Origin of the sequence: Oceanospirillum sediminis (assembly GCF_014164585.1) — a bacterium.
Classification (GTDB): domain Bacteria; phylum Pseudomonadota; class Gammaproteobacteria; order Pseudomonadales; family Halomonadaceae; genus Oceanospirillum; species Oceanospirillum sediminis.
This window is the reverse complement of record NZ_JACJFM010000024.1, coordinates 25,367-42,375: the sequence shown is the minus strand read 5'-3', so window position 1 is coordinate 42,375 and position 17,009 is coordinate 25,367. Positions and strand designations below refer to the sequence as shown.

Below are 17,009 nucleotides of genomic sequence, written 5' to 3'. Positions count from 1 at the left end.
GCAGGCATAACAATGACAACACAGAATCCTATGAATGACCTGCCAGAAAAAGCGCCATCGGCGTGGCAGCGCTTTAAAGAAACCCATGTATGGCACAGTTTTGTTAAAGACCGTGTCGCTCAGCTGAGTTTCACTATCTTTATGGGCTACGTACTGATGGCACTGTTAGCCCCTGTTATCGCGCCATTTGACCCTTATGATCCGACTCAGATCGATATTATGAACTCTGAGCTACCACCGAGCTGGAATGAAGATGAGGGTGATCCTCAGTTCTGGCTGGGTACTGATGCTCAGGGGCGTGATCTCTGGTCAACTATCCTTTATGGCACTCGCATCTCTCTGACCATTGGTATCTGCGCGGTACTGCTGCAGGCGACCATCGGTATCATCATCGGCCTGATTGCCGGTTACCGTGGTGGCCGTGTCGATAGCATCCTGATGCGTTTTGCTGATGTGCAGCTGTCGTTCTCAACCATGATGGTGGCGATTGTTGTCCTGGCGGTGTTCCAGGCCAGTTTTGGTACTGAACTCTATCAGGAACTGGCAATGATGATGCTGGTACTAGTGATTGGTATTGCGGAGTGGCCGCAGTACGCCCGAACCATTCGTGCTTCGGTACTGGCAGAGAAAAAGAAAGAATATGTGGATGCGGCACGTGTCATGGGCCTGGGACAGATTCGTATCATGTTCCGTCATATCCTGCCGAATACCCTGTCTCCTATTCTGGTTATTTCGACGGTGCAGGTGGCAAACGCCATTATCTCCGAAGCTTCTCTGTCCTTCCTGGGACTGGGTATGCCGGCATCTCAGCCATCTCTGGGTTCTCTGATCTCCAGTGGTTTTGAATATATCTTCTCTGGTGCCTGGTGGATTACGGTAATCCCTGGCCTGGTTCTGGTTGTTCTGGTTCTGGTAATGAACCTGCTGGGCGACTGGCTGCGTGATGTATTGAATCCAAAACTGTACAAGGGGTAAGAGACCATGGCACTGTTAGAAGTTAAAAACCTTGAAGTCAGTTTTGGCCTGCGCAGCGGTGCGGTTAAAGCACTGCGCAACATCAGCTTTTCGCTGGAACGTGGTGAAAGACTGGGGCTGGTAGGGGAGTCAGGTGCTGGTAAATCGGTACTGGGCTTTTCGATTCTGAATCTGATCTCTAAACCGGGTCGCATCTCTGGTGGAGAGATCTGGTTTGATGGCAAAAATCTGGCGGATCTGTCAGCAAAAGAGCTGAGAGATGTACGCGGTAACCGCATCTCTATGATCTTCCAGGACCCGATGATGACACTGAACCCTGTTCTGACTATTGGTCAGCAGATGATTGAGTGTCTGAAAGCACACCGGAAAATCAGCACCGAAGATGCACGTACTATCGCGATTCAGAAACTGAAGCAGGTGTACATTCCATCACCGGAAACCCGTATTGATCAGTATCCTCATGAGCTGTCCGGTGGTATGCGTCAGCGTATCGTGATTGCTATCGGCCTGCTGATGGACCCGGATATCATTATTGCTGACGAGCCAACCACCGCACTGGACGTGACCATTCAGGCCGAAATCATGGAGCTGATGGTTGAACTGTGTGATCGTAATAATGTTGCCCTGATTCTGATTACTCACGACCTGGGTGTGGTATCTCAGGTGACACAGAAAGCGATTGTGATGTACGCCGGTCGTATTATCGAGCAGGGACCAACCAAAGAGATCATCAATGACGCTCAGCACCCTTATACTCAGGGCCTGATGAATGCCCTGCCTCAGATGGCGATTCCGGGGCAGCGTCTGAATCAGATTCGTGGTGCTATGCCTCCACTGCAACGCATCCCTGTGGGTTGTGCGTTTAATCCTCGCTGTGACTATGTCATGGACCTCTGTACAAAACAGTTACCGGGCTATACTGCTTCGGGCAACTGTAAAGTGGCCTGTCATATGGTGGCTGATATGAAGAGAAAAGCAGAACAGTCGACGGATGAGGTATAAGTGATGAGTGCAGAAAACCAGCAACCTGAATCTCTGGTACAGATCCGTGATCTGTACAAAAAATTTAATATCTCCGGCGACTTTCTGGATCAGCTGAAATTTAAAGGCGGCAAGATTGTTCGTGAGCAGGAGTATGTTCACGCCATTAATGGTGTGAATCTGGACGTTCACAAAGGCGAAGCTTTGTGTGTCGTGGGCGAATCCGGTTGTGGTAAATCAACGGTAGCCCGTACTGTTATGGGCCTTCTGACACCGTCAAAAGGCAATATCAGCTATCGCGGCGAGCGTATTGATAATCTGGAAGATAAAGCCCTGATGCCTTATCGCAAGAAGATGCAAATGATCTTCCAGAACCCTTACGCATCTCTGAATCCACGTATGACCATCGGTCAGACGCTGATGGAGCCGGTGAAGCTGCATAACCCGACCTGGACGCCGACCGAAATTCGCGACAAAGTTCACGAAGTGATGTTCTCTGTAGGTATCGATCCAAGCTGGGGCGAGCGTTTTGCCCATGAATTCTCCGGCGGTCAGCGCCAGCGTATCAGTATTGCCCGTGCTCTGGCGGTCGATCCGGAATTTATCGTAGCAGATGAACCGATTTCAGCACTGGATGTATCCATTCAGGCTCAGGTACTGAACCTGATGATGGACGCTCAGGAGAAGCGTGATCTGACCTATCTGTTTATTACCCATGATCTGTCGGTAGTAGAACATTTCGGTACCCGTGTGGCTGTGATGTATCTGGGTTCTCTGTGTGAGCTGGCACCGACAAAGTCGCTGTTTGCTGCGCCGCGTCACCCTTATACACAGGCACTGCTATCTGCGATTCCTCGCCTGGAAGACGATCGTCCATCACACATTAAACTGCAGGGTGAAGTACCGACACCGGTGAATCTGCCTTCAGGTTGTGTATTCCACGGTCGTTGTCCTCATGCTAATGATCGCTGTAAGCAGGAAATTCCTATGCTGATCGCAACCGATGACGGTGGCCAGGTGGCCTGCCACGGTGTGGAAGAGGGGCGTCTGTAAATGCCTTTTTCCCAACAGACTCTCCGTATCAGTGCGGCGTTTGATTCAGGGAATATTGAGGTGCTGGATATGTCCAGCCCTCAGAATATTCAGCTGAATATTCGTAAAGATCATCAGTCCGATTTCTTTCAGTGGTTCCATTTCCGGGTGCAGGGCGCTGCAAACCAGTCTTTGACCATGCGTATTATGAACGCAGATCAGGCGGCTTACCTGGATGGCTGGGAAGACTATCAGGCCGTGGCGTCATATGACCGCCAGTTCTGGTTCCGTGTGCCGACCCGTTACGAAAACGGCGAGCTGATGATTGATCATAGCCCGGAACAGAACAGTATCTATTACGCATACTTTGCACCTTACAGTTTTGAGCGTCACCTGGATCTGCTGGCCTATGCTCAGCAATCTGAGCTGTGTCAGATCTATGATCTGGGCCAGACACTGGATGGACGTGATCTGAACCTGCTGAAAATCGGTACAGAACGGGATGGCAAAAAGCGTATCTGGATCACAGCCCGTCAGCATCCCGGCGAAAGCATGGCCGAATGGTGTACAGAAGGCATTATCGAGCGTTTACTGGATCAGGATGACGCTCTGGCTCAGTACCTGCTAGAGCAGGCGGTATTCTACATCGTACCGAATATGAATCCGGATGGTGCCATTCGCGGCCATCTGAGAACCAATGCATGCGGTGTTAACCTGAACCGTGAATGGCTGGAACCGGCTATGGATCGCAGCCCGGAAGTGTATCTGGTGCGTGAAGCGATGCTGCAAACCGGTGTAGACCTGTTTCTGGACCTGCATGGTGACGAAGGCCTCCCCTGCAACTTTATTGCCGGTCAGGAAGGTGCACCCCAGCTGAGTGAGGATGTGCTGGAGCAGGAAGTCCGCTTTAAGCAGAATCTGGCAGAAGTCAATCCTGACTTTCAGCTTGAAAGGGGTTATCTACCGGGTAAGTTCGGACCTGAAACCTTTACCGTTGCCAGTTTCTGGGTCGGTAAACAGTTTAATTGTCCATCAATGACTCTGGAGATGCCATTTAAGGATTATGATCTGCGTCCGGACGCACAGTGCGGCTGGTCTCCCGAACGTTCAGTCAAGCTGGGGGAATCTCTGTTGTATCCTCTGAAAAAATGGCTTAATCGCTGAATCTCAGAAAGATACTATCCTGAAAGGATTCCAATGAAATATCTAAGGCAATGATCTGTAAGACTTTCTTAACAGATCATTGCTCTGATTTATTTTCGTTGTGACGTTGATCAGGATAAGCTGATATCCAAAGTAGCTGAACCTGATCCTTTCTGATTCCTGAGAGTACCCTTATGGAAGTAAGATGGCTGGACGATTTTATAGCCCTGGCCAAAGCCAGGCATTTTTCCCGTGCTGCGGATGAGCGCAATGTGACTCAACCCACTCTGAGCCGCCGTATTAAGCTGCTCGAAGAAGAGATGGGAACGACGCTGATTGACCGTAATAGTCTGCCTTTATCCCTGACGCCAGCCGGAGATGTGTTTCTGGCCGGGGCCGAGCAGATTTCACGTATTGCCCGTGAAACAAAAGTGCGTTGTAACGAAATTCGGGAGCAGGAAAGTAATCGTATTACCTTTGCAACAACGCAAACGTTATACCTGACCCTGTATCGCTCCCTCATGTTACCGTTTTGTGAGCGGAATGAACTGCCTATTGGCCTGAATCTTAAATCGACTTCCTGGGTGGGTGCCGATTTTGTTGCTGCTTTAGCACAGGGGGAGTGCGACCTGGTACTGTGTTTCTGGCATCCGGCAATGATTGAGGCCCGAGAGCTTGACGATGAGCGCTTTGAAAGCCTGGTCATAGCGGAAGAGAAACTGATCCCGGTAACCGCCAATGATGAAGATGGCAGGCCTCTCTATGTCTTACCAGGCATGAAAACTCAGCCTCTACCTTATATTGGCTATTACGAAAACTCCTTTATGCGTGCCGTGCTGGATCACTATATGCAGCAGCAACCTGAGCCGCCACAGCTGATTACGATGAATGAGAATGTTCACTCGGTCAGTGTTAAAGCCATGATTAAAGAAGGTTTTGGCTTTGGCTGGGTGCCCAAACGTCTGGTAAAAAGCAGCCTGGAACATGGCAGCCTGAGTATCGCTGGCAGTGACCAATGGCAAGTGACAGTGCAAATTCGTATTTATCGAAACCGGCAGAATCCTCACCCGAATGTACGCCAACTGTGGAATCGGTTAGAAGATGCGATCAGGAATCAGTCTATCCAGATCCATGATTGAAGCCCTCATTATAAGAGGCAGATATAAACACTAATATGGCTGAACGGATTCTGCTGATCCGGATCAGCCATCCATTTTGATGATTAACCCGGTCGTTTGTTATGCCGTTGGTCCGGGTTAATCTTTTCTTTTCTGGCAGGAGCAACGCCTTATGATCCAGGCTTATTTTCAGCATATCGAACAGCTTCAGTTGCGTACCCATCATCTGGTCACTCAGCATGGCTTTGACCAGCTGTTGATAGGCTCAGGTAGTTTGCACAGGCACTTTCTGGATGATACCCGTTATGCTTTTCGTCCAAACCCTCATTTTATGCTCTGGATTCCCTTTCTGGCGGAACATCCGGACTGCTGGTTACTGATCAGAGAGCATCAGACACCAGTACTGTTTTATCATGCGCCAACAGATTTCTGGCATAAAACACCGGAACTGCCGTCTGATGAATGGACAAAGGCTTTTGATATTCAGGCCTATGATGACTTTGCTGCGATAGAATCAGCACTGAGCACCCTGAGTACAGCAATGATTAATGAGCAGATGCCAGAGCTGAAAAGTGCCAGTGTTTCTCAGAACCCTCAAGGGTTGATTAAAGCTCTGGACTTCCACCGGGCCATCAAAAACGAATGGGAACAGCATTGCCTGCGCGAAGCAAACTACCTGGCAGTAAAAGGCCATGCCGCAGCAGAAACGGCTTTTAAAGCCGGTAAGAGCGAATATGAAATCCATCAGCACTATCTGAATGCAATTGCTCATAACGAGCGGGATATGCCATACGACAATATCGTAGGTCTGAACGAGCATGCTGCAGTGCTACATTATCAGTTCCAGCAACGCAGTGTACCGGATCAGCATCGTACATTGCTGATTGATGCCGGAGCACGCTTTAACGGCTATGCGGCAGATATCACCCGGACATTTACTCCGGAAGGATCTCTGTTTGCCGATCTGGTACGTGGTCTGGATGACCTTCAGCTACAGCTATGCAACCAGATCAGTGCCGGTAGCAACTTTATTGCTCTGCATGAACAGATGCACCTGATGATTGCCGATCTGCTGAATCGTTTCGGTATTATCACCGCGAACCCTGAAATCCAGATGGAGCAAGGCATTACCCGTACTTTTTATCCGCACGGGCTGGGGCATCTGTTAGGCCTGCAGGTTCATGATGTGGGCGGCTGGCAACAGGATGAATCAGGTACTTTGCTTAATCCACCGGAAGAGCATCCGTTCCTGCGTCTGACCCGCACTCTGGAAGCAGGCTATGTTATTACTGTTGAACCCGGAGTATATTTTATCCCGCAACTGCTTCAGGAGCTGAAAAACAGCCCTGCCAGTGAGCATGTCAACTGGGTGCTGGTTGAACAGTTGTTACCTTATGGTGGTATCCGTATTGAAGATAATATCTGTGTACAGAAAGATGGCAGCGAAAACTATACCCGGAATGGTTTCGCCAGACTTTAATTGATCCTGAGCAGAAAATAAAAGTTCTGAGTAGTTAACGTTAGCCCTGTCGCTGACGTGCTCTTCCTGTCTCAATCAGGATCATGCTGATTGAGGCAGTTTATTTATTCTCCACTCTTGTTGACCTCTGTAGTATTTAAGCAACAAAAAACACATCTGATGGTAACCAGATAATCATATATCTGCCTTATGGTGTCGCTTGTCTCATAAACTGATTAGCAGAATAATCCCATTAAGGAACCCCACCAGATGAGTAAGTTCACCAGCAGTGATGTTGTTCATAACAAGAGTGAAAACACCCCATTCAGTTCTGTTCTTGAAACTAACCTGTCACGCCGCTCTGTTGTCCGTGGCGGCATTGTCAGCGCTGTTGCAATGCTGTCTGGCGTTGGCCTGACGGGTTGTTTTGGCGATAGTGACAACTCTGACTCTGCCGATAGTGGCACTATGGATCACATAGCACTGGCATTTGAATCCATTTCAGGTTCTAAAACGGATGCCTGTGTCGTGGCTGCGGGCTACACAGCCTCTGTACTGGCCCCTTGGGGAACCCCACTGAACAGCACAGCCGAAGCCTGGAAAAATGATGGCACCAACACTGCAACTGACCAGCTGAACAGTATGGGCATGCACCATGATGGCATGCGTTTTTTCCCAATCAACGGCAGCTCTGATGATGGATTACTGGTTGTAAACCATGAATATATCGATCAGAGCGCGTTACACCCGAATGGTGCCACTACGGATGAATCAGGCAATCGCCCGGTTGAAGAAGTACGTAAAGAGATCTACGCACACGGTGTGGCTGTCGTACGTATTCGTCGTACCAACGGTACATGGCAGGTGATTGACAGTGATCCACTGAACCGCCGTTTCACTTCTGACAGTGTCATGGATATTTCTGGCCCCATGGCTGGCAGCAGTCATCTGATTACTCCTTTCTCCCTGGATGGCACCCGGACCCGTGGTACAAACAACAACTGTGGCAACGGTTATACGCCGTGGGGCACCTACCTGACCTGTGAAGAGAACTGGCCAAACATCTTTGTTCATGATGGCACTATGACCGCGGAACAGGAGCGCATCGGGTTCAGCAACAAGAGCCGCTATGGCTGGGAAACAGCAGCAGGGGATCTGTCGGAATCAGAGGGCGAGTTTGCTCGCTTTAACATCACGCCAACCGGAGTAGATGCAACACAGGATTATCGCAATGAAGGCAGCACTTTCGGCTACATTGTTGAGATCGATCCGTTCGATACCTCTCGCCGTGCTGTAAAACGTACTGCGCTGGGCCGCTTCCGTCACGAGGGCTGCTGGCCAGGCAAACTGGAAGAAGGCCAGCCGGTTGTTTTCTATTCTGGTGATGACTCACGCTTCGAATACATCTACAAGTTTGTATCCCGTGAACTGTGGAACCCGGCAGATGCTAATCCGACTGATCGTCTGGCAACGGGTGCCAAATACATGGATGACGGTACCCTGTACGTAGCCCGTTTTGATGCGGACGGTACCGGCGTATGGCTGCCTCTGACGGTTAATACCGTCGCTCAGGATGGGCAGACACTGGGGGATAAGTTCGGTGATCTGGCTGGTATTATCCTGAACACCCGTGGCGCAGCAGATGCTGTTGGTGCGACTCCGATGGATCGTCCAGAATGGTGTGCACTGAATCCAGTTGACGATAAGGTTTACTTCACACTGACCAATAACACCAAACGCGAAGAAGCCAATGCGGCTAACCCACGTGTTGATAACCCATATGGTCATATCATCCGCTGGGATGAGAAAGATGACATGACAGGTTTCAACTGGGAAATCTTCGTCTACGGTTCTAATGACTCTGCTCCTGCTGACGTAAACCGCTCAGGTCTGACAGCCATGAATGAGTTTGCCAGCCCCGATGGCATGGGCTTTGACAGCCGCGGCATCATGTGGATTCAGACCGATAACGGTTCTGATGTTGCCGATGACACCAATGACCAGGTTCTGGCTGTTGTGCCATCTGCTGTTGTTGATACTGAAGGTAACCAGACCGTAATTACTGCTGACAATCAGGATATGCTGAAGCGTTTCTTCGTTGGCCCGAACGGCTGTGAAGTGACGGGCATCACCTTCAGCCCGGACAACACGGCAATGTTTGTAAATATCCAGCATCCGGGTAACTGGCCGGTGTCTGATGATGCCACAGAAGCAACGCCGGAAGGCACAATATTGCGGCCACGTGCATCGACCGTTGTTATTCAAAAAGCCGATGGTGGCCCAATTGCTGTTTAAGCTATCAGTACTCAGACGTCTGTATCAACAGAGTATATGAGTACAGATAGGAACCGGAACTGAAAAGTTCCGGTCATATTACAGATGCCCTGGCGATTAGTCAGGGCTTTTCTGACAGAGGCTTGTTATCACTCAACATGCTCTGCTCGCAGCTCCAGAGATAGCAGATCTCAAAAGCGCAGGCCTGGCTCATAATGATATTTCAGCCCTTTTTGTATTCTTCAATCTGTCCCCCGGCTTTGCGCCAGGCGGCAAAGCCACCGTGAACATGCTTAACATTCGTCAACCCCATATCAATAATCGTCCGTCCGGCAAGGGCTGAACGTAATCCACCGCCACAATACAGCACAAAGGTCAGCTCCTGCTGGAAAATTTCTTTTGCATAAGGGCTTTCAGGATCAACCCAGAACTCCAGCATCCCTCTGGGACAATGATAAGCCCCCGGAATAACACCATCACGTTGTAGCTCGCGAACATCACGAATATCTACAAACTGAATACCGTCCTGGCCGTGCAAGGCCTGTGCTTGTTCTACTGAAATCTCTTCCACAACCTGATTGGCTTCTTCTACCAGTTGATAAATGCCTTTTGTTATTTTTATTGTCATGCTGATCTCCTTGAAAAAATAACTCATTGATCATTATCTGACTTAAATACTAATAGATGAGCTATAGCGCATTCTCTATACATAAAGACAAAATATATCGATTCAGCGTCACCAGCATATGCAAGGATATGACGATGGCTTTATTATCTTCGGTGCAAACAGAAACAGACAGCATGATAAAAGTACTGCCTTTGCCTGAAATGCAGACCTTACCCCGGCAGTTATACATTCGTCAGGAAGTGATGCCGCCAGGGCATTACTTCCCCAGACACCAGCATCCGTGGCATCAGTTACTTTATGCGGTATCCGGAGTACTTATTGCAGATGTCACAGGTGAACGATTGTTTATTCCACCGGAAAAAGCAGTCTGGTTACCAGCAGGAACAAGACATGAAGTCAGCAGTCACTACGGCGCAGAACTAAAAAGCCTCTATATTGACTGTCGCTACGATCAACTACCGGATAAAAATCAGGTTCTGTTAATGTCGCCTTTGATAAAGGCTCTGATATCAGAAGCAGCTGAGTTTCCTGCACAATATCAGCAACAGGGTTATGAAAATCAGGTGATGGCAATGATTCTGGCCGTACTTCCCAGATTACAGCAGGATCATCAACGTCTGCCCTGGCCTGACAATCCCCAGTTTCATCGGCTGTGCCAGTATTTGTACGATCACCCCGCAGACAGAAGAACCACCGCTGAACTGGCTGCCACCCTGAATTTATCTAAACGTACATTAGAGCGCCGGTTTAAACAGGCCACAGGTATCGGTCTGCAACACTGGCGACGGCAGTTACGTTTACACAAAGCGATAGAGTTATTGAATGCAGGCCGGAGTGTTACCCACATCGCTTTTGAACTGGGTTATAACTCAGCATCTTCTTTTATCTATATGTTTCGGCAGCAAACAGGTCTGAGCCCGAACCGGTTTCAGACAAACCGGACTCATTCTGTCGATAGCTCTGATGATTAAAGGTTTTATTCAGAAACTACGACCCCGCGCAACATTTTTCCGATTCATAAAAAACAATCATCACAGCCATAAGCGGTGGTTTTCAGATATCAGAAAAAACAGTTCTCTGATTGATCAGAAAACTGGCAAGATGCGGGGTAATAATAACGATTAAAAAGAAAATACTTGCCGTAGAATCAGTGGTTATCCGGGCTCTTCGACATTGAATTCCGATTGACTGTACACATAGACTATCTGCTGCTTTTTTTAGCAAGATGGGTAACAGAAGCAGATTGATCAGTAAACTTTGTCCAATTAGGCTCAGGTTGCGTACGTCGTTTCGGCATAGACGGATTTCCCGGAGTATCATTCCGATATATTGCTTCCAGCTTGCCAGTAACACCAGCACCGCATTCAATTTCGATCATGTCATAAAACACATCGCCTTCCACTGAGGCAGACTCAGAGAGTTCAAGATGTTTACAGGCATGTACATCGCCCTGAACGGTCCCCCTGATAATAGCAACAGGAACAGATAACTCCCCCATAATCATACCGGACTCACAAATAATGACCGTTGCTCCGGAATCATCATCAGCAATCAGATTACCAAAAATTCTTCCTTCAATACGCAAACTACCATTAAAACGCAGATCACCAACAATTTCTGACCCGATGGAAATCAGATCGCTGGCCTGAGATGGGCTCTGAGGTTGATCTTTACGGCTGAACATAACGAGTGCTCCTGAAGTGGATCACTCAAAGATACACACATTTTATAACATAAACTAACGTTAAAATTACAAAATATCGACTCCATCACAAATCTGGGTAAAGGGCTGAAAAATTGCCTGATCACCTGCTGAAAAAGCAGGCTGAATTCTGATTAAACACAGGTAAGCCAGAGGAAAGATATAGATAAAAAAAACAACAGAATTAACAGGCAACTGCGACATATAGCGCCATAGCTTCGCAACAAGTGTTAGAATTAAGGCATATAACCGCATATTACGGAGATTTTTATGCGACACCTTATTGCTACACTTTTATTACTGACTTCCCTGCCTGCTTTTTCTGATAATCATAAATCAGATCAGATAATAAGGCTGGATTATACCGGCTTTACTATCTGGCTGGATTGCGAACAAAGAGGCGCTGTTCGTTTTCGTTATAATGCCCAACGCGACACAGGTAATGCAAAACGCCATCATAAGTTTTACCTGGACAAAAAAATTCCTGAAAATTGTCGCCAGCTCTCATCCAAATCATATAAAGGCAAATTCCCTGAGGGCCGTTATGATCGAGGACACCTGGTACCGGCCAACCATATGGACTCAGATCCGGCCGCAATCAAAGACTCGAACTACATGAGCAATATCATTCCTCAATCTGCCAATGCAAACAGAGGCGCCTGGTTAAGAACGGAAGAGATCATTGAATGTCATCGTGACCAGGAAGAGTTGCTGGTTATAGGTGGTGTTGTCTGGGGCAATGACAGCAGTGATGACCACTTCCTGCACAGTCACGGTATTCGTACCCCGGATGCAATGTGGAAACTGATACTGAAAGGTACTCCGGGTAACGAACAGATTATCAGCTGGATTGTACCTAATAAAGAAGACGCCAGGCGTAAAAAGCTGGATGACTATCTGGTTTCTATTAAAGAGATTGAGCAATTGACTGGCGAAAAAATCCGGGAAATCCCCGATAACCTGAAGAATTATACTGCCAGTAAGTCCTGGTCTTTACCTAAAAATTGCAATAAGGGCTGATGACTCAGCCTGAAGCGTACCTGCACAAGCTTTTCGATATGTATATCTTTTGCCTCTCTGGCCTCTCTGGCCGGAGAGGAAAGAAATATTGATGTGAAGTGCTTAGCGAAAAGAATTAACGGCGGTCCCCACACAACCTGCCGCACAGTACATAGTAGCGCTCCGATATGTTCAGCGATATTAAGATGAAACATATTCCCTGGTTTAATGGGCAGACTCTGCTTCGGCCCATTTCTTTATATTATCCTGAAGAATCTTTTCTGCTTCTCCGCTAATCAGCATCTGTTGATAGCGTAAACTGATTTCAGGTAGCAGATGAAGACAGGGCGACTTTTTACTGAATGCGCTATGAATAAAGCCATCATTGAGGTTCTTATCTGAGACCAGAAACTCGTGACCATCATCTCTTTGAGATAAATGAGCCAGCCCTACATAACGACCATGAATAAAATAATCTATCCGGCCTTTTTTCAACTTCTGAAAATTACTGTCCGTTGAATACGCGACTTCAACGGTTAATTTACTCTTTACAAAATTATCAAATGCCTGACCATAACGATCACCAGCATTCTTTCCCCCATATCTTCCGATCAGATCACTCCATTGGTTATATTCAAAGACTGAGGACTGGTGAACAAATATCGCAAAAGGGTTCTGAAAAATAGGCTCACTGGTATATTCCATATACATTTCACGCTCTGCTGTTTTCTTCAGAGCTACAACCATATCGACATCCCCTCTGCGAACAGCATTCAGGGTCCTTTTCCATGGTCCCCGGTAAGTACTGATCCAGGAAATACCCATCTCATCCAGAATTTTACCAGTAAGTTCTACACTGGCCCCTGCAATCAGCCCCCCCTCTCTCCAGTGATAAGGAGGGTACTCGGGGTGAGCAGTCATAATTAATGGCTGACAATCTTCTCTGGTATCACTCTGCGCAGAAAAAGCCAGAACAGCCAGAAGACAACAAGAAAGAGATAAACGATTATCCATATAACATCCTGCTATGCGCTCTGCATACGGCATTCCGTTCTCAGTGACAAACTTATTTTTACAGCGATCTCTTTGAAAACTAGTCGATTTTTCCGGGATGTCCAGACAGGATAATTTGTGCAATGCATCGTTTTTGTGTAATTTCTGGACTATCTGACTCACATTGTTTCAGCCCAAATGCTAATGTCACTGTGGGCAATATCACGAAACAATACGCATCTGAACCAGAGTGTTTCGATAATCTCCAGTCAACGGCTGGAGAATATGGCAAGTTTTGCAAAGAAACGTTTGCTCAGGTACATAGTCACTGCCCAGATTTAATAGCCCGACAGGCTGAAAGCTACGGGGCATACCCAGATAAGGATTAATATAATGACAACATACAGCTCTTTTCATCCACCTGTTCGGACTCTGATGGGACCGGGTCCATCAGACGTGGATCCAAGAGTACTGGCTGCCATGGCTCGCCCTATTATTGGCCACCTGGACCCTGAGTTCATCTCAATGATGGATCAGGTCAAAACAATGCTGAAAGCTGTTCTGCAGACTGAAAACGAATTGACCATGCCGGTATCCGCTCCAGGCTCAGCAGGTATGGAAACCTGTTTTGTAAACCTGGTTGAAGCCGGTGACAAAGTGATTGTGTGCCAGAACGGTGTATTCGGTGGCCGTATGCGTGAAAATGTTGAGCGCTACGGCGGTACTGCCATTATGGTCGAAGATGAGTGGGGACAACCTGTTGATCCGGCAAAAGTCGAAGCCGCATTTGCAGAACACCCTGATGCTAAGATTCTTGCGTTTGTACACGCCGAAACCTCTACTGGCGTACGCTCTGATGCAAAAACACTGTGTCAGATCGCTCAGAAAAACAATGCACTGACTATTGTTGATGCAGTCACCTCGATGGGTGGCGTTGAACTGGATGTTGACGGCTGGGGCATCGATGCTCTGTATAGTGGTACTCAGAAATGTCTGTCATGTCCGCCTGGCATTTCTCCGGTGACGTTCAGTAACAAAGCCGTTGAAGTCGTTAAAGCCCGAAAAACACCGGTAGCCAGCTGGTTCATGGATACAAACCTGGTTATGGGGTACTGGGGTGGAAGCGGTAAGCGTGCTTATCATCATACGGCTCCGGTTAATGCACTGTATGCACTGCATGAATCTCTGGTACTGCTGCTGAATGAGGGGCTGGAGAATGCATGGTCACGACATGATCTGCACCATCAGGCTCTGAAAGCGGGTCTGGAAGCAATGGGTCTGGAATTGCTGGTTGATGAAGAATATCGTCTGCCACAGTTAAACTCTGTCGTAGTACCGGAAGGTGTTGATGAAGCCGCTGTTCGCTCTGCATTACTGCAGAACTACAGTCTGGAAATCGGTGCTGGCTTAGGTGCTCTGGCAGGAAAAGTATGGCGCATTGGCCTGATGGGAGCCAGCTGTAACCGCCGTAATGTGATGCAGTGTCTGGATGCGCTTGAAAACACTATTCGTGAGCAGGGAATCGATGTTGGTCAGGGTGCGGCACAAGCGGCTGCAAAGGTTTATCAGAACTAACTGGTATGATCTGCAGGTTCACACTATGTGAACCTGCTCTGCCTCGGCATTTCATTCGACTAAACCGGTCACCATTTTACCCATGCCGCAGAGATAGTTCCGCTATGTTACTGAGCCAGCTCTTCTACAGCAGACAACGCCTGAGTACCGTAGATAACGGAAGGCCCGCCTCCCATGAGTACTGCCACGTTAATCGTCTCAACCAGTTCCTGTTTACTCGCTCCTGCTTTCAGCGCGGCCTGAACATGAGCAGCGATACAGCCATCACATCGGGCTGCAATAGCAATACCCGTCGCAATCAGCTCTTTGTACTTAACTGACAGATCACCTTCTGCAAACGCGGCTTTATGTAATTCAATAAAAGCGCTCATCGTATCCGGGCTTTCTTTACGATACGCTTGTCCCAGTGATCTCTGATCCTGATTAATCTGCTTGTAACTTTTACTCATAGAACCATCCCAAAACATCAACAATTGTCATGTCAAAATATGGGACAGATTATACATGAGACATATCTTATTTAGATTATTTTTCAGACCACGTAACTGACCAGCAGGTCATAAAAAATTCGGGCAATTACTCTATTTAAGCAATTGAATCAAATAGTTACCATAGTCTTTCTCAGGATTCACCCAGATATTAACAGGTACAGCTAACAGTATATTATCGGCAAACTGAATCTGATCTCTGCTCAGTCCTGTACCAGACAAGAAGCATTAATCATTGCCTGAAAACTCTTCGTCCCCGGACCTAGTCATGATCAATAAGAGGAATAGCATATTCATTTTTCTTACCAGTAAACTTGCACTAACCGATGCGGCAGATCAGAATTACCTTTGACCTTCTGAATACTATCCACCTTTTAGTGATTTATGACCTCTGATACTTCTTCGGATATCCGGGCTCGATACACAGAGCAGCACAAAAAACGTCTTAGCTGGATGCCCTGGCTTTATTATCGCCTTAAAACTAAGCATATGCGCTGGGCTGGTCCCTGGCAAACTGAAATCCAGCAAACGCTTCAGGAACTTGAAACAGTCCATATCGGAGAGCACTGCTTTATCTCACCAGAGTGCGCCATTTTTGCAGAGCCAGGACGTCCGGTCAGTCTGGGGAATCAGTCATTTGTTGCCGCTCACACCTTTATTCATGGGCCAGTGACAATAGGCAATGAAGTGGCTATCAATCACAGTTGTTCTCTTGATGGCGGTAAAGCGGGTATCAGAATCGGAGATCAGACCCGTATAGCAAATCAATGCCGGATCTTTGCCTTCAATCACGGTATGTCGCCCACTCAACCAATCTATCAGCAAGCCAATACCTCTGATGGTATCGAAATTGGGCGGGATGTATGGATTGGTGCAGGCACAGGAATACGGGATGGCATCCTTATTGGTGATCATGCTGTGATAGGCATGAACAGCATGGTCACTCAGGATGTGCCAGACTATGCCATCGTTGCAGGAAATCCTGCTCGTATTATCGGAGACAGAAGGAACAAACCTGAAGGCTATACCCGATCATTAACGGGTATAGACAACTAACTCAGGCCAATACACTGGCAGCAGGAGAATATCATGCCTTTGCATATCTGTTTTATTCATGGCAAGGAAAGTGGCCCCTGGGGTAATAAAGGTCGTCTGCTATCAGGTATCGCCCATCAACTGGGCTATGAATATTCAGCACTGAACTACCTGACGGCAGATAACCCGGATGACCCCGAATCCAGGCTTCAGATGCTGCGGACATATCTTAGCGAGACCCGGATACCTGAGAAAGAACTCATTCTGACAGGCTCAAGTATGGGAGGCTATATCGCTGCTCGGGCAACGCAATACCATCCGGCTGCCGGATTATTTCTGATGGCACCGGCTCTGGGGATGGAGAACTACCCATCGCAATGGCCTGAAATGAATGCCAGAGAGCGTTTCATCATTCATGGTCTATTCGATGGCGTTATTCCCTGGAGTCATAGCAATGAAGCAGCACAGAAAACAGACACACCAATACACCTGCTCGCTGATGATCACAGGCTCAGTGATAGCCTGGATATTATAGAAGAAGATTTCAGGTCTTTTCTGAACAGGGTCAGCCAGTAAAGCTGTCAGATTTGGATCATAGTGACGCTCC

The 17,009-nt window shown here is 47.8% G+C and carries 16 protein-coding genes; 12 read left to right on the top strand and 4 right to left on the bottom strand.

Annotated elements, in window-relative coordinates; translation table 11 throughout:
- Positions 1-12 precede the first annotated feature (12 nt).
- The 7 genes from H4O21_RS16360 to H4O21_RS16330 all read left to right on the top strand — a co-directional run bounded on the left by H4O21_RS16360 (position 13) and on the right by H4O21_RS16330 (position 9,003).
- Positions 13-975, top strand: a complete 963-nt coding sequence (locus tag H4O21_RS16360; protein WP_220495698.1) for an ABC transporter permease — start codon at positions 13-15, stop codon at positions 973-975.
- 6 nt (positions 976-981) lie between these two features.
- A complete protein-coding gene (locus H4O21_RS16355) occupies positions 982-1,977 on the top strand; it encodes an ABC transporter ATP-binding protein (RefSeq protein WP_182809946.1) in 996 nt (331 codons plus the stop codon).
- 3 nt (positions 1,978-1,980) lie between these two features.
- Positions 1,981-3,009 (top strand): ABC transporter ATP-binding protein, encoded by a 1,029-nt coding sequence (locus H4O21_RS16350; protein ID WP_182809945.1) that lies wholly within the window; start codon positions 1,981-1,983, stop codon positions 3,007-3,009.
- Positions 3,010-4,152 carry a M14 family metallopeptidase gene (locus H4O21_RS16345; protein WP_182809944.1) on the top strand — a complete coding sequence of 381 codons (1,143 nt, stop codon included), beginning with the start codon at positions 3,010-3,012 and terminating at the stop codon, positions 4,150-4,152.
- Between the two features lie 173 nt (positions 4,153-4,325).
- A complete protein-coding gene (locus H4O21_RS16340; RefSeq protein WP_182809943.1) occupies positions 4,326-5,270 on the top strand; it encodes a LysR family transcriptional regulator in 945 nt (314 codons plus the stop codon).
- Positions 5,271-5,421: 151 nt separating this feature from the next.
- Positions 5,422-6,729, top strand: a complete 1,308-nt coding sequence (pepQ, locus tag H4O21_RS16335; protein WP_182809942.1) for a Xaa-Pro dipeptidase — start codon at positions 5,422-5,424, stop codon at positions 6,727-6,729.
- 249 nt (positions 6,730-6,978) lie between these two features.
- A complete protein-coding gene (locus H4O21_RS16330; protein WP_182809941.1) occupies positions 6,979-9,003 on the top strand; it encodes a PhoX family protein in 2,025 nt (674 codons plus the stop codon).
- Between the two features lie 202 nt (positions 9,004-9,205).
- On the opposite strand, the gene H4O21_RS16325 is transcribed toward H4O21_RS16330, so the two are convergent.
- Positions 9,206-9,610 (bottom strand): rhodanese-like domain-containing protein, encoded by a 405-nt coding sequence (locus H4O21_RS16325; RefSeq protein ID WP_182809940.1) that lies wholly within the window; start codon positions 9,608-9,610, stop codon positions 9,206-9,208.
- A 134-nt stretch (positions 9,611-9,744) separates the two neighbouring features.
- Here H4O21_RS16325 and H4O21_RS16320 point away from each other — a divergent pair, with 134 nt between their 5' ends.
- Positions 9,745-10,581: an AraC family transcriptional regulator gene (locus H4O21_RS16320; RefSeq protein WP_255487340.1), complete on the top strand. Its 837-nt coding sequence runs from the start codon at positions 9,745-9,747 to the stop codon at positions 10,579-10,581.
- Positions 10,582-10,811: 230 nt separating this feature from the next.
- Here H4O21_RS16320 and H4O21_RS16315 read toward each other — a convergent pair whose 3' ends face one another.
- Complete coding sequence (locus tag H4O21_RS16315; protein WP_182809939.1) at positions 10,812-11,294, bottom strand: bactofilin family protein; 483 nt, start codon at positions 11,292-11,294, stop codon at positions 10,812-10,814.
- Positions 11,295-11,582: 288 nt separating this feature from the next.
- On the opposite strand from H4O21_RS16315, the gene H4O21_RS16310 reads away from it, so the two are divergent.
- Positions 11,583-12,332, top strand: a complete 750-nt coding sequence (locus H4O21_RS16310) for a DNA/RNA non-specific endonuclease (protein WP_182809938.1) — start codon at positions 11,583-11,585, stop codon at positions 12,330-12,332.
- Between the two features lie 204 nt (positions 12,333-12,536).
- Here H4O21_RS16310 and H4O21_RS16305 read toward each other — a convergent pair whose 3' ends face one another.
- Positions 12,537-13,325, bottom strand: coding sequence for a substrate-binding periplasmic protein (locus tag H4O21_RS16305; protein WP_182809937.1), 789 nt, complete (start codon positions 13,323-13,325; stop codon positions 12,537-12,539).
- A 372-nt stretch (positions 13,326-13,697) separates the two neighbouring features.
- Between H4O21_RS16305 and H4O21_RS16300 the strand changes: the two genes are divergently transcribed.
- Positions 13,698-14,879 (top strand): pyridoxal-phosphate-dependent aminotransferase family protein, encoded by a 1,182-nt coding sequence (locus H4O21_RS16300; protein WP_255487339.1) that lies wholly within the window; start codon positions 13,698-13,700, stop codon positions 14,877-14,879.
- Between the two features lie 107 nt (positions 14,880-14,986).
- On the opposite strand, the gene H4O21_RS16295 is transcribed toward H4O21_RS16300, so the two are convergent.
- Positions 14,987-15,328, bottom strand: a complete 342-nt coding sequence (locus H4O21_RS16295; protein WP_182809936.1) for a carboxymuconolactone decarboxylase family protein — start codon at positions 15,326-15,328, stop codon at positions 14,987-14,989.
- 423 nt (positions 15,329-15,751) lie between these two features.
- Here H4O21_RS16295 and H4O21_RS16290 point away from each other — a divergent pair, with 423 nt between their 5' ends.
- A complete protein-coding gene (locus tag H4O21_RS16290; protein ID WP_182809935.1) occupies positions 15,752-16,423 on the top strand; it encodes an acyltransferase in 672 nt (223 codons plus the stop codon).
- Positions 16,424-16,456: 33 nt separating this feature from the next.
- Positions 16,457-16,978: a YqiA/YcfP family alpha/beta fold hydrolase gene (locus H4O21_RS16285; protein ID WP_182809934.1), complete on the top strand. Its 522-nt coding sequence runs from the start codon at positions 16,457-16,459 to the stop codon at positions 16,976-16,978.
- Positions 16,979-17,009 lie beyond the last annotated feature (31 nt).